The 14499-nt window shown below is 60.9% G+C and carries 9 protein-coding genes and 1 pseudogene; 8 read left to right on the forward strand and 2 right to left on the reverse strand.

Going from position 1 to position 14499, the window contains the following annotated elements; all coding sequences use genetic code 11:
- Positions 1-237 (forward strand): annotated as a pseudogene (locus tag LKX83_RS19850) (group II intron reverse transcriptase/maturase); the annotation flags it as partial.
- Between the two features lie 1150 nt (positions 238-1387).
- Entirely contained in the window at positions 1388-2914 is a 1527-nt protein-coding gene (gene arfA / locus LKX83_RS19855) for an arabinosylfuranosidase ArfA (protein WP_227884149.1), read from the forward strand.
- 67 nt (positions 2915-2981) lie between these two features.
- On the opposite strand, the gene LKX83_RS19860 is transcribed toward arfA, so the two are convergent.
- A complete protein-coding gene (locus LKX83_RS19860) occupies positions 2982-4553 on the reverse strand; it encodes an MFS transporter (protein WP_227884151.1) in 1572 nt (523 codons plus the stop codon).
- Between the two features lie 284 nt (positions 4554-4837).
- Here LKX83_RS19860 and LKX83_RS19865 point away from each other — a divergent pair, with 284 nt between their 5' ends.
- Positions 4838-5971: a DUF2264 domain-containing protein gene (locus tag LKX83_RS19865; protein WP_227884152.1), complete on the forward strand. Its 1134-nt coding sequence runs from the start codon at positions 4838-4840 to the stop codon at positions 5969-5971.
- 16 nt (positions 5972-5987) lie between these two features.
- Here LKX83_RS19865 and LKX83_RS19870 read toward each other — a convergent pair whose 3' ends face one another.
- The gene (locus tag LKX83_RS19870) at positions 5988-6857 is read right to left on the reverse strand and encodes a helix-turn-helix transcriptional regulator (RefSeq protein WP_227884154.1); all 870 of its coding nucleotides are present in this window, start codon (positions 6855-6857) and stop codon (positions 5988-5990) included.
- A 131-nt stretch (positions 6858-6988) separates the two neighbouring features.
- On the opposite strand from LKX83_RS19870, the gene LKX83_RS19875 reads away from it, so the two are divergent.
- The 5 genes from LKX83_RS19875 to LKX83_RS19900 all read left to right on the forward strand — a co-directional run bounded on the left by LKX83_RS19875 (position 6989) and on the right by LKX83_RS19900 (position 14494).
- Positions 6989-8956 (forward strand): glycoside hydrolase family 127 protein, encoded by a 1968-nt coding sequence (locus LKX83_RS19875; protein ID WP_227884156.1) that lies wholly within the window; start codon positions 6989-6991, stop codon positions 8954-8956.
- A gap of 83 nt (positions 8957-9039) precedes the next feature.
- On the forward strand, positions 9040-9597 hold the full coding sequence (locus LKX83_RS19880) for a dihydrofolate reductase family protein (RefSeq protein ID WP_227884157.1): 558 nt from the start codon (positions 9040-9042) through the stop codon (positions 9595-9597).
- Between the two features lie 281 nt (positions 9598-9878).
- Positions 9879-11354 (forward strand): protein adenylyltransferase SelO, encoded by a 1476-nt coding sequence (locus LKX83_RS19885; protein ID WP_227884159.1) that lies wholly within the window; start codon positions 9879-9881, stop codon positions 11352-11354.
- A gap of 80 nt (positions 11355-11434) precedes the next feature.
- Complete coding sequence (locus tag LKX83_RS19890; protein WP_227884161.1) at positions 11435-13153, forward strand: alpha-keto acid decarboxylase family protein; 1719 nt, start codon at positions 11435-11437, stop codon at positions 13151-13153.
- A gap of 1137 nt (positions 13154-14290) precedes the next feature.
- Positions 14291-14494 (forward strand): hypothetical protein, encoded by a 204-nt coding sequence (locus tag LKX83_RS19900; protein WP_227884162.1) that lies wholly within the window; start codon positions 14291-14293, stop codon positions 14492-14494.
- Positions 14495-14499 lie beyond the last annotated feature (5 nt).

Genomic DNA, 14499 nt, shown 5'->3' on the forward strand with positions numbered 1-14499 from the left:
GACGGCTGGATTCGCAGGCGGCTGCGCATGTGCCTGTGGAAGCAATGGAAGCGAGAACGAACGCGAGTCCGCGAACTCAGGGCGCTGAAGATGCCGGATTGGGCCTGCTTTGTCATGGCCAACTCCCGGCGCGGCCCGTGGGAAATGTCCCGCAACATAAACAGTGCCCTTCCGACCTCCTATTGGGAGGCGAAAGGGCTGAAAAGTCTGCTTTCTCGTTATCTAGAGCTCTGTTAACCTTTTGGAACCGCCGTATGCGGACCCGCATGTACGGTGGTGTGAGAAGACGGGGGTTAGTCGCCCCCTCTTACTCGATTACGAAAGAGGCTGTCTCATAAGGTTGTAATAGGGGCCCGAGAGTCAGCAGCGCGGTTTTCAATGCGGATGAATGGGCATCCATTGACGATCTTTCCATTCATGGCGGCTGCCTCTAACGCGTGGCAATCTGCGAGGCTGGTTTCGAACGAATCAGTTGGGTCTTCGTGAAAATTCGTCGGATTTTGGCCGATGGTTCGCCACTGGTGTATGCCAATTGGCCTTGTTTGCGCTCGGTTCGGGTCGCTCTGTAAAATAGTTGCATTCGTACATCTATTTAGGGTCATTTCGGGAGTGTGGAGCGGTTTACTTGTAAAAGTACATCTAATTTAGCGTAAATCCGTCTTATTGGCGGAAAATGGATTAATTAGTTGTACGATTGCAACTAAATGACCATGAAGAAGGAAATATAGCAAAAATAGATGTACATTTGCATCTAAATCATTTGAACGCCATGATGATCGCCTGAAGTTCAAAATGTATTCGATGATTAGCATACAATAGGCCCCACAGGGCGATAGATGATCGAATGTATTCGATTTTTAGCACACAATGCGCATCTCAGGGGGCTAGATGACGAAATGTAATCGATTTTTAGAATACAATAGTCCCTCCAGGTTGATAGATGACGAATGTATTCGATTTTAGCACACCATACGCACCTCAGGGACGATATGACTTCGATTTACCGTATACAATCGCAATCAGCTAAAAGAAGATAAGAAGTCTGAACAACTCAGGTTGAAAGAACTGTTCGACCCGTTTTACGGGTGAGTCGGTGGTCGTATAATCAAGTCCCTTTTCAGGGGCTAGCCCGAGGCAATACGCGGTTGGCAATTCTTTAAGTAGCGTCTTAGAGGCGCTTGCTTGCAACGTGCCCTTATTGGGCTGATGGAAGCCACCGGCTAAGCCGGTGGTTATGACTGTCCGATCAAGCGGAGTCCATTCTTTACAAAATAGATGAATGCGCTTATATTATGAATAAATAATAAGTATGTTTTATTATTAATATAATTATTAACAAATGGTTGCAGCCGTAGTACCAGGCCAACACCAAAAGGAGCGCATACCCATGACCGCAACGTTCAAAGCCAGGATGATCGTCGACAAAGCCTTCCGAATTGCCGAGGTGGACAACCGCATCTACGGCTCGTTTATCGAGCATTTGGGGCGCGCCGTATACGGCGGCATTTACGAGCCCGGCCACCAGACGGCCGACGCCGACGGCTTCCGTCAAGACGTCCGGCAACTCGTCCGAGACTTGAACGTGCCGATCATCCGCTATCCCGGCGGCAATTTCGTTTCCAGCTACCATTGGGAAGACGGCGTCGGTCCCGTCGGCGAACGTCCCCGCAGGCTCGAGCTGGCGTGGCGGACGATCGAGACGAACGAGGTCGGCTTGAACGAGTTCGCCGGGTGGGCGAAAGGAGCGGGCGCCGAGGTCATGATGGCCGTCAATCTGGGGACGCGCGGCATCGCCGAAGCCTGCCAGCTGCTCGAATACGCCAATCATCCGGGCGGCACGCATTGGAGCGACCTGCGGATCAAGCACGGCTTCGCGGAGCCCCATCGCTTCAAGACCTGGTGCCTGGGCAACGAGATGGACGGTCCGTGGCAGGTCGGGCACAAGACGGCGGAAGAATACGGCCGGCTGGCGGCCGAGACCGCCAGGGCGATGCGGCTCATCGATCCGGACATCGAGCTCGTGGCCTGCGGCAGCTCGAACTCGTCCATGCCGACGTTCCCGCAATGGGAGGCGACGACGCTCGAGCATACGTACGACGCCGTTGACTACATCTCGCTGCATCAGTATTACGGCAACCGCGATCAGGATACCGCGAACTATTTGGCGCTTTCGCTCGACATGGACAGGTTCATCCGAACAGTGATCGCTACATGCGACTACGTCCAAGCGAAAAAACGCAGCAAAAAGCGCATCCAGCTCAGCTTCGACGAATGGAACGTCTGGTTCCACTCGAACGATGCGGACCGCCGGATCGAGCCGTGGTCGATCGCCCCGCCGCAGCTGGAGGACGTCTATACCTTCGAGGACGCGCTGCTCGTCGGCAGCATGCTGGTCAGCTTCCTCCGCCACGCCGACCGCGTGCGGATGGCCTGCCTCGCGCAGCTCGTCAACGTCATCGCGCCGATCATGACGGAAAACGGCGGCCGATCCTGGAAGCAAACGATCTATTACCCGTATTTGCACGCTTCGCGCTACGGGCGCGGCGTGTCCCTGCAGCCGGTCGTGGATTCGCCCAAGTACGACGCCAAAGACTTCACGGATGTCCCGTATTTGGACAGTGCGGTCGTCTATTGCGAAGAGGAGGAGGCGCTGACGATCTTTGCCGTCAATCGCCATCTGACCGAGGGGCTCTCGCTCGAATGCGACTTGCGGAGCTTCGAAGACTTCGCCGTAATCGAGCATCTGACGCTGACGCACGACGACCTGAAGGCCGTCAATACGGCCGGAGAGGAACGGGTGAAGCCGCAGACGCTGACCGGCGCCGTTCTGGACGCCGGACGGCTGACGGCGCGCCTGCCGCAGGCTTCGTGGAACGTCCTGCGATTGGCGAAGCGGAGCGCCGAAGCCCGATAGTACCGAGAAAAGCGCCCTCTGAGGGCGCTTTTGCCGCATGAGGGTCGGTCGAGGACGAATCTCTCATTCAACCGGCGTCGGCAGCAGAACGTTTATCGCCGCGGCCGTCCGGGGCCTTCGCCGTCGCGCCGATCGGCCCTACATGCCGCAGCCTTGCCACTGTCAGGCAGAGCACGCTGAGAAAGAGCACGCCGCTGACGGTTGCAACAACATGCATGCCGCCGGCAAACGCCTCGCGGGCGGTCGCTAGGAGCGCATCCCCGGCCTCCCCGGGGAGCTTCTCCGCGGCGGCAGCGGCGCCGGCCAAGCTATCGCGGGAGACGCTGGCCGCCTCGGTCGGCAGGTCGGCGGGCAGGTCGCTCGCCATCCGGCTGCGATAAACGACAGTCCCGATGCTGCCAAGCACGGCGATGCCCGCCGCGAAGGCGAATTCTCCGCTGGTTTGCAGCAAGGCGGCGGCCGATCCCGCTTTTTCGGGCGGCGCCGAACCGATGACCAGTTCGTTGGATAGACTCGGCAGCGGCGCGGCTCCCAGGTTGAAGCAGATATACCCGATCAGGATCGTCGATAGGCCGGACTCGGTTCCTGCCTGCGTCAGCAGCACGCAGCCTGCTACCGAGACGAGGAGACCCGCCCCGATCAGCCGTGCCGGACGAATTCGGCGGGCGATGAGCGGCGAGAGCACCATCCCGGCCATCGAGGCGATCGCGCCGGGGATCATGAGCAAGCCTGCCGCAAGGGGCGATAATCCATTGACGTATTGGAGATATTGCGCGACGAAGAGCATGGTCGCTCCCGTAAGCGTAATTCCGAACATGCCGCCCAGCGCGGCCCCGAAGCCGGGAATCGAGAGCATGCGAAGATCGAGCAATGGGTTGGTCAGCCTTCGCTGGCGCGAGACGAACGCGGCGCCCAGCATGACGCCGACAGCGATCCCGAGCAAAGCCCTCAGATCCAGGCCGCGCTGGGCGATCTCCTTCAGACCTACGATTAAGGGCAGGATGGCGCCGAGCGACAAGGCGACGCTGAGCGGGTCCGGCCTGCCGGATGCGGGGTGGCGGGATTCGGGCAGCAGAAGAGGTCCGGCGATCAAGAGCAGCGCCATGACGGGGACGCCGAGCAAAAAAATCGACCCCCAGCGGAATTCATTCAGCAAGACCCCGCCGACCACGGGACCGAGCACCATGCCGCCCATGAAGCACATGAGCCAGACGCCGATCGCGAGCGACCGCTGTCGGGGCGCGGTAAACATATGGCCGATCAAAGCAAGCGACGAAGGGGCGACCGTTGCCCCGGCGACGCCCATCATCGCGCGCGCGAAGATCAGCATCTCGGCGGAACGGGCGAAGGCGGCCATCAGGGAGGCGGCGACGAAGACCGTTCCCCCGATCAACAGCAATCTGCGCCTGCCATATCGATCCCCGATCGTCCCCATCGTGATCAAGAACCCGGAGAGCATAAAGCCGTAAATATCGACGATCCACAACTGCTGGACGCTGTTCGCGCCGAGGTCCTGCCCGATATGGGGCAGCGCGAGGATCATGACGGAGAGGTCGATGGAGACGAGCATGGCGGGCAAAGCCAATACCGCGAGCCCGATCCATTCCCGCACGCCCGCGCGCCGTTCGCGGCTCCTCATCGTGCACCCCGTCCGGTCGCGATTCGAGCGTCGCAGCGATTCGCGCGGATGGCTGGACGATCGCTTCGATTGTACATGTCCTCATCCTCCTTCGGTTCGGCAGGTTGTCTGCCGTTCTCCGTATCGTAAACCATGACGACGCGTAAGCCTCAAGGCCTTAGCCGTAAAAAGGGGAGCTTCCAAAAGGCCGGGAGGGGAACGGACAAGGAAGCTGAATTCGGATATCGTTGCGGATGCCGTTTGCGAGAATCCGGAGATGAATACGAAAACGAGGAGACGTGCACATGAACCTTGCAGAGCAAAGAGCGTATTGGCTGGATACGATGCTGAAGATCGGTACGCCCGTGTTGACCGCGCTGGCGGATCGGGAGTTGGCCAAGAGGCTGCCGTCGGATTGGAATCCCGGCCGCAGCCGATTCGCGCCGCTGGAGGCGTTCGCGAGGCTCGCGTGCGGCATGGCGCCATGGCTCGAGCTGGAAGGACTGGCGGGCGAAGAAGAGCGGCTTCGGGAACGATACGCCGGTATGATGTTGGGGGCGGTGGAGGCGGCGGTCGATCCCGACTCGCCCGACCGGATGGATTTCGCGACGGAAGGGCAGCCGCTCGTGGATGCGGCCTTTCTCGCGCATGCGCTGCTGCGGGCGCCCAGGCGGCTGGCCGGCGCTTTGAACGCCGGCGTGAAGATGAACTTGATCGCGGCGTTAAAGATGACGAGGCGCACGGTGCCGGGAACCAGCAATTGGCTCTGCTTCAGCGCGATGGTAGAGGCAACGCTGGGGCTGCTGGGGGATCCAGACTACGATCGGCTGCGCGTGGCGTACGCGATCCGGTCGTTCGAGGCGTGGTACAAGGGCGACGGCGCCTACGGGGACGGGCCTGATTTCCATTGGGATTACTACAACAGCTTCGTCATCCACCCGATGCTGGTCGACCTGGTGCGGCAGTCCGACGACTACGCGGAGCTGCGGCCCGCCATTCTCCGGCGCGCCCGGCGGTATGCCGGCATATTGGAGCGGATGATATCGCCGGAAGGCGCATACCCGATCGTCGGGCGATCCGTCACGTACCGCTTTGGCGCGTTTCAGCTGCTTTCCCAAGCGGCGCTCCAGCATTTCCTGCCGTCGGAGCTTCAGCCCGCGCAGGTGCGCTGCGCCTTGACGGCGGTCATCCGGCGCGTCATGCAGGCGCCGGGTAATTTCGACGAGGACGGCTGGCTGCGTCCCGGTGTGTATGGTTGGCAGCCCGGACTCGCGGAACCGTACATCAATACCGGCAGCCTGTATCTGTGCGCCGCGGTCTTCCTGCCGCTCGGCCTGCCGCCGGAGGACCCGTTCTGGTCGGCCCCCGACGCGCCTTGGACGGCGAAGATCATCGCTTCCGGCGGCGATTTGGCCGCCGATCATGCCCTGCAAGAGTAGTAACGCGCGTCGATTCTTACTCCGCGTACTGCTGCCGGAACGCGCGCGGGGACATGCCGTTTTTGGCGGTAAAGCAGCTGGTGAAATAGGGGATGTGCTCGAAGCCGACGGCTCTCGCGATCTCCGCCACGGGCCGCTCCGTCTTCAGCAGCAGCAGCTTGGCTTGCATCAGCCGGTAATGGATCAAATACGCGTTCGGCGTCATGCCGTACACCTGCTTCATGCAGCGGGTGATGTAGTTGTAGTGGTAGCTCAGCGCCTCGGACAGCGCCTGGCCCGTGACTTCCGAGCGGTAACGATTGCGGATGTAGGCCTCCGCTTGCTCCGCTACGGCAACCGTCGGCGCCGCGTATTCCTCGGAGCGCTGCAGATCCATCATGCGCAGCAGCTCGAGGAACGAGGCCTGCTGCGCCCAAAAGGCGCTCGACTGCCGCTCGCCCGACGCTTGCAGCATCTGCTCCAACAGCCGGTACGCCGCCGCCGGGTCGGGCATCTGCCAGCGCTTGGCGATCCGCAGCGCGTATGCAGGCGCCGGATAACCCGCGCGGCGATCGACGGCCGGATCGGCCGAGGCCTCCGCATGTTCGCCGTTCGCGAACTCGCCTTGGAAGTGAATCCAGTAAAAGCGGGTATCCTCCTCGCACGGCTTCGCGGAATAGTGGTACAAGTCCGGGCGGAGCAGCAGCGTCTGTCCGGGAGTCAGCGTCCATGTTCGATCTTCTTCCCCGAGGTGGAGGCGTCCCGACGCAACCAGGATCAGATCGAACACGCCGAGCTGGCGCCGGTTCGGATGCTGGTCTCCCGGGACGTAGCGGGTCTCTCCGCATTCGAGGAAATAGGGGGCGGGGGGCGTGGCGAAGACGAGGACATCCGATGTCGGATTCAAGGGGATAGCCTCCCATTCAGTGTAATATAGCGTAAGTTTTAGGTTGTTATCGTTGATTTTATCCTAGCGGAGTCCCGCTTACAATAAGGGTGTGAAGATGAAATAAGGAAAATCGAAGGAGGAAGATGGACATGGCGGAAACCGCAGCGCTAGCGAAGGCGAAGCCGGTCCCGATGACGCAGGTGCGCATCGCGGACGCCTTTTGGGACGACTATATCCGGCTGGTCAAAGACGTGGTCGTTCCCTATCAATGGGAGGCGATCAACGACCGCGTCCCGGGCGCGGAGCCGAGCGGAGCCGTGCGCAACTTCAAGATCGCCGCGGGGCTTGCGCAAGGCGACTTCTACGGCTTCGTCTTTCAGGACAGCGACGTCGCCAAATGGCTGGAGGCCGTCGGCTACCTGCTCGCCAAGGAGCGGGACCCGGATCTCGAAGCGGTCGCCGACGGAATGATCGAGATCATCGCCCAAGCGCAGCAGCCCGACGGTTATCTCAACACGTACTTCACGATCAAAGAGCCCGGGCGCCGCTGGACGAATCTGATGGACTGCCACGAGCTGTACTGCGCGGGGCATATGATCGAGGCGGCCGTCTCTTATTACCGGGCGACGGGCAAGCGCCGACTGCTCGACGTCGTCATCCGGTTCGCCGACTACATCGATTCGGTGTTCGGACCGGAGGAAGGCCGGCTGAACGGGTATGATGGGCACCAGGAGGTCGAGCTCGCCTTGGTCAAGCTGTACGAAGCGACCGAGGACCGCAAATATTTACGGCTCGCGCAATATTTCCTCGACGCGCGCGGCACGTCGCCGAGCTTCTTCGAGCATGAAGCGGATGGCAGGGGGCGCCGCAGCCACTGGGGCTTCACGCACCGGGAGCTGGAACTCGCCTACTTTCAGGCGCATCGTCCGGTGCGCGAGCAGACGGAGGCGGTCGGCCACGCGGTGCGGTTCGCCTACATGGTCGCCGGGATGGCGGACGTCGCGGCCGAGACGGGGGACGAGGCGCTGCTGGCGGCCTGCCGCAGGCTGTGGGACAACATGACGGAGCGGCAAATGTACGTTACCGGCGGCATCGGCTCGATGGCGCAGGGAGAGGCGTTCTCCTTCGATTACGACTTGCCGAACGACACGGTCTATGCCGAGACGTGCGCATCGATCGGCCTCGTCTTCGTGGCGCACCGGATGCTTCAGATCGAACCCGACGCCAAATACGCGGACGAGATGGAGCGCGCGCTGTACAATACCGTCGTGGGCGGGATGTCGCTCGACGGCAAGCACTTTTTCTACGTCAATCCGCTCGAGGTCGACCCGAAGGCATGCGGCGGCCGCAACAAAAAATTCGATCACGTGAAGCCCGTCCGGCAGGAGTGGTTCGGCTGCGCCTGCTGCCCGCCGAACGTGGCCAGGCTGCTCGCATCGCTGGGCGAGTACGTGTACGCGGTCAAAGACGACACCGTCTACGTCCACCTTTACGTGGGCGGGGAGGCCGACTTCCGGCTGCCCCGGACGGAACTTAAGCTGATCCAGCGTTCCGATTACCCCTGGAGCGGCAGCATATCCTTTGAAGTGCATCCCAACCAAGCCGACGCATCGTTTACGCTCGCGCTGCGTCTCCCCGGCTGGAGCCCCTCGGCGGTGCTGCGGGTGAACGGCGAGCCCATCGACTACCGCACGGCGAACGGTTATGCCCGAATCGAGCGGACTTGGCGCGCGGGCGACATCGTCTCTCTCGAGCTGGAGATGCCGGCGATGCGGCTGCGCTGCCATCCGGCCGTCCGCGCCAACGTCGGCAAGACGGCGATTCAGCGCGGGCCGCTCGTCTACTGCCTCGAGCAGGCGGACAACGGCGAAGCGCTGCACGAGCTTGTCTTGCCGGCTACCGGCGAGCTGAAGGTAAGGGAGGCAGCGCACCTGCTGGGCGGCGTGCGCGTAATCGAAGCCGAGGGGATCCGGGCGCGGGCGGAGCCGTGGAACGGCGGCTTGTACCGTCCGGACGCCATCCTGCGCGAGACGGGCCAAAACTTGACCTTCATTCCATACTACGCTTGGGCAAACCGGGGCGAAGGCGAGATGGCCGTCTGGGTGCGGGAGTGCTGAAGGCGATTCCGCAATCCGTAAGAAACCTGCCGCGGTTTCCTATGTTAAGCTCGTCCTAGCCGCAACGCAAGGAGGACGAGCACATGGGCAAAGTGGTTTTGACGATGCAAATGTCGCTGGACGGCGTCGTATCCCATGAACACGAGTGGATGTCGATGAGCGAGGAAATATTACGGGATTACCTCGACTATTACCGATCGGTAGGGACGATAGTCGTCGGTAGCCATTCCTACGCCTCGCTGGCACAGTATTGGCAGCAGGCGGAGCAGTCCGACGACGACCTGGAGCGCGAGATCGCCATCCGAATCAACGAAATCCCGAAAGTGGTCATTACCGGCTCCGAGGTCGACCTGGTATGGCGAAATTCCAGACAGCTGCTGTCCGTTGACGTGGAATCCGTCGTTCGCGAAATCGAGCTTCTGAGAGAAAGCCCGGGGATCGTCTCCGTGGAGAGCGGCGTCTGGACGTGGCAGCGTTTCATTCAAAACGAGCTGTACGACGAGCTTTGGCTGCTGGTTCATCCCGTCGTCGCGTCGCATGGCGAGCGGTTGTTCGCGTTTGCCCGAAACCCGGCTTCTCTGACTTTGACCGAGAGCAAAACGTATGAAAACGGAGTGGTCGGTCTGCATTACCGAAAATAACAAGCGGAGCCCGGTTCCGCCGAAAAGGCGCCCATCGCGAGAGCGGGGGCGTCTTTTCGGTCATACAGAATGCATAAGTTAAGTTTTACCCCTATATTTCTGTATGACCTTCGATAAAAACGTGTCGTCGTCTGGGAAGACGGCAAAGCCGTTTTTACTTGTATGCGGGCGTGTATAATAAGTTTGACGAGAGAGGGAGCAAAGCTCTCTCGTCGGTACCGAATTCAACGTTCCGCTCGACCGCAGGGTTTGGCGGCCGAGCGATGCCATTAGGAGGCCGCATGACGGAAAACAAGGCGATGACCGATGCAGGTTGGAAGTTCGACAATAGCTACGCGCGGCTGCCGCAGTCGTTTTCGACCCGCGTCGACCCGACTCCCGTACGCTCGCCCAGTTTGGCGGTCCTGAACGGCCCGCTCGCGGAAGCTCTCGGCCTGAACGCCGAGGCGCTGCGCGGCGAAGAGGGGATCGCGGCGCTCGCGGGCAATCGCGCGCCCTCCGGGGCGGAGCCGATCGCCCAAGCGTATGCGGGCCACCAATTCGGCCACTTCACGATGCTGGGCGACGGCCGGGCGATCCTGCTCGGCGAGCAGATCGCGCCTTCGGGCGCGCGGTTCGACATCCAGCTCAAAGGCTCGGGCCGAACGCCGTACTCCCGCGGCGGGGACGGCCGGGCCGCGCTCGGGCCGATGCTGCGCGAGTACATCATCAGCGAGGCGATGCACGGCCTAGGTATCCCGACGACCCGGAGCTTGGCGGTCGTAGCGACGGGGGAACCCGTTTACCGGGAGACCGAGCTGCCCGGCGCGATCTTGACGCGCGTGGCGGCGAGCCATCTGCGGATCGGCACGTTCCAGTACGTATCCGCTTGGCAAGGCGCGGAGGCGCTGCGGACGCTGGCGGATTACGCGCTGGCCCGGCACGATCCCGATGCGGCTGCCGAAGACGACCGCTATCTGGCGCTGTTCCGGCGCGTCATTGCTCGTCAGGCGGAGCTGATCGCGCGGTGGCAGCTGGTCGGGTTCGTACATGGGGTTATGAACACGGATAACATGTCGATTGCCGGCGAGACGATCGATTACGGCCCATGCGCGTTTCTGGACGTTTACGATCCGGCCACCGTATTCAGCTCGATCGACGCCCACGGACGGTATGCATACGGCAACCAGCCGCACATCGGCGGCTGGAATCTCGCCCGGCTGGCCGAGGCGATGCTCCCGCTGTTCGATCCGGACGAGGAGCGGGCGATCGGGTTGGCCGAGGAGGCGCTCTCGGCTTATTCCGAGCTGTACCGCGGCCACTGGCTTTCGGGCATGCGAGCCAAGCTCGGTCTCTTGGGCGAGGAAGCGGACGACGAGACGCTGATTGCGGAGCTGCTCGAGCTGATGCAGCGGCACCGCGCCGACTATACGAATACGTTCGTCGCTTTGTCCTCGGAAGTCCCCGCAGGGATAGGATTGTTTTCGACAACGGACTTCGCGCGCTGGCAGGCGTCGTGGGAGGAGAGACTCGCTAGGCAGTCCGCCTCGCGCGAGGACGTCCGCCGGGCGATGCGGGCACGCAATCCCTCGGTCATCCCGCGCAATCACCGCGTCGAAGAGGCGCTCCGGGCGGCGGTGGAGGAGGACGACTACGGCGTCATGCACCGGCTGCTCGGCGTCCTCGCGGTTCCGTACGCCTATTCGCCCGAGCAAGCGGAGTATGCGGCCCCGCCGCCTTCGTCCGACCGGCCGTACCGGACATTCTGCGGGACTTGATCGGGATTGCCCTTTTCGTATAGGCACCGTCCCGCCGGGTACATTAAGTCGGCGACGACCCATACGGAAGGTGGATACGGATGTCAACGAAAATGCCCGCCGCGCCTCCTCCGGCGCGGGAGACGACTTCCCTTACGCTCGGACAATATATATTCGACCGGTTGAAGGCGGAAGGCATCACCGAAATCTTCGGCATTCCGGGCGACTACAACTTCAGCTTGCTGGACGCGCTGGAACGCGAGGCAGGCATTCGGTTCGTCAACGGCCGCAACGAGCTGGGCGCGGGATACGCGGCCGACGGTTACGCGCGCCTCCGAGGTATGTCGGCCTTGATCACCACGTTCGGGGTGGGAGAAATGAGCGCGTGCAACACGATTGCCGGCGCCAATAGCGAAAACGTGCCGGTCGTTCACCTCGTGGGCGCCCCGAAAGCCGCCGATCAGCAGGCGCACAAGCTTTTGCATCATACGCTTTTGAACGGCCATTACGAGGTGTTTCGCCAAATCTACGGTCAGCTGTGCGCCTATACGGCCGATTTGACGCCCGAGAACGCGGAAGCCGAAATCACGCAAGCCCTTTTCGTCGCCAAGCGCATACGCAAGCCGGTTTATTTGTCGGTTGCGATCGATCTCGTCGACAAGCCGATCGTCAGACGGTCCTTGACGGCGCCCATGCCCGCGGCTACCAATTCCGCGACGCTGGAATCCGCGCTCCGGCACATTCGCGAAAAGCTGAACGGTGCGGCCAGCGCGGTGCTGCTATCCGATCTGCTTTCCCTCCGATACGGATGGCGCGAAGCGGTTCATGGGCTTGCGACGAGCCTGAACGTGCCTGCCGCCTCCATGCTGCTGGGCAAGAGCGCGTTCGACGAACGGCATCCCAACTACATCGGGGTTTACGGTGGGGCCTTTGGGGGCGAACAGGTACGGAGAATCGTCGAGAGCGCCGACTGCGTCATCGCGGTCGGCCTCGTTTGGACCGATATCAATTCCGCGAACGAAACGGCCAAGCTCGATCGGGGGCGGATGATCGAGATTCAACCGAATGCGGTGAGGGTCGGAGAAGCGTCGTACGACGGGGTTCGGGCGGAAGATTTGTTCGCGGCTTGGAACGGGATGGGGTGGCGGCTAAGCGAGGCGATGCCCACCGTCGCTTTCCCCTACGACGTCGTGCCCGGAGAGCGGGACGAGCCGATTCGCGCGGCTACGTATTACCCCCGCTTGCAGCGGATGCTGAAGGACCAGGACGTCGTGGTGGTCGAGACGGGGACGCTTGCCTACGGCTTTTCGCAGATCAGGCTGCCCGCGGGAGCGGATTATATTTGCCAGCAAGGATGGCAAAGCATCGGCTACGCGACCCCGGCGGCTCTGGGCGCCATGATTGCGGCTCCGAACAGGCGCGTGCTTCTGTTCACGGGCGACGGTTCCCTGCAGCTGACCGTTCAAGAGATCAGCACGATGCTGGACAACGGCTGCCGCCCGATCTTGTTCATTTTGAACAATCATGGCTATACGATCGAGAAATATCTGAACGTGAAAACCGCGGACCAGCGCTACAACCGTATTCCCGATTGGCGTTATACGAAGCTGGCGGAGGCGTTCGGCGGGGAAGCATTTTCGCTTCAAGTCCGGACGAACGGGGAGCTGGAGGACGCGATCGCGGCTGTCGAGAGAGAGCAGCTTCGCAGGCTCTGCATCGTCGAGCTGATCGTTCCCGATCCGATGGACGCGCCGGATTATTTGCATCGGCTCAGGAGCCATTTGGAGAAGCAGGAACGGATGATGAATGCGCCTCGTTAACCGGGCGTACTCGCGGTTTTCTTGCCGACCGGATGGGGCGGTAGAAGGACCGGTCGTGCAATCCCCTAGCAGCTCGTTTAAAAAAGGCCTCGTTCCCAAGGATCCCAAGGAACGGGGCCTTTTTCGGACCGTTTTTCTTCTGTTCCGTTTCTACCAGGTGTTGCTAGATTGGGATATAATGGGGATACTGTACGAGCACGAAGGCGCCTTGTGGCCGGCGGCCTGGGCTCACGCCTACGGGCTGGGGCGGTTCGTCTATTTGATGCCGGGCCACCGGCTGTCCGCCTTTCAGTCGATCCAAGCGGCCGCGGGGCGGACGAACGATCGAGATGAGATGTGCGGAAAAACCGCACATCAGAGCGCGTTGACGGGATTTTGCGGCGAGATATGCGGAAAACCGCATAACTCCGGATGCACACGGGGGTATGGCTTGGAGTTATGCGGAAAAACCGCATAACTCCGGGTGCACGCGGGGGTATCGCTCGGAGATGTGCGGAAAAACCGCATAACTCTTGGTGCACACGGTGGTATGGCTTGGAGTTATGCGGAAAAACCGCATAACTCCGGGTGTGCGTGGAGGTATGGCTCGGAGTTATGCGGAAAAACCGTATAACGCCATGGATGGGCGGGACACCTGACGGTGCTGCTGGGCGCACGCAATGTAGATGGGAGGACGGAGGAGGCAGGTTTGGGCGAGAAATTAGGAGGTGTGGGTGGCCTTGGATTGTGTATTTGTCTTCAAAAGAAGTGATCAATAAGCAAGTTGGTAGTACTGCGGTTAACGAAAGTTCAGCGCGTGAACGGATATTGCTAGCAAAAACGTCCAGTTTGAGGTTGAAAGCCGATAATTTCGGGTTACATTACGCGAAAGCGCCAGTCCAGCACCCATAAGCTGACATTTTCGTTACTGCGCACGAAAGGATGTATCTGTTTACTTTAACCCAAGTGCAGCCGAATTCACCATGGCATAACTGCGCTCCGAACGGTAGCGCAGTTTTTTTGCATGCTGATTTGTATATTTTGTTGATCCAAAACTAAATAAAGTATATTATTATTAAAGAAAGAATACTTTAGATCAATTCAACAGGACGGCGGTGACCTTGAAATGACGGACGATCAGTCGTATCGTGTCGATCGGTGGAGCGGCGTCGACGGTGGCTGCAGCTCGCGATCCCGCGCGCTCTGATTGGCCTGGACGGGGCGGATCGGGCGCATCGGCTCGAGTTCAAGTGGGCAGATCACCTGCAGCGGGAAGGCGACGCGATGGACTTTTACGTGCACGGAGACGTCGCGCCGGAAGGCCGTTTGAACTTTATTTATACGATACCTGCAGCGCCTTGAAGGCG

The sequence above is a fragment of the Cohnella baijiui genome, assembly GCF_020731285.1.
Lineage (GTDB): Bacteria > Bacillota > Bacilli > Paenibacillales > Paenibacillaceae > Cohnella.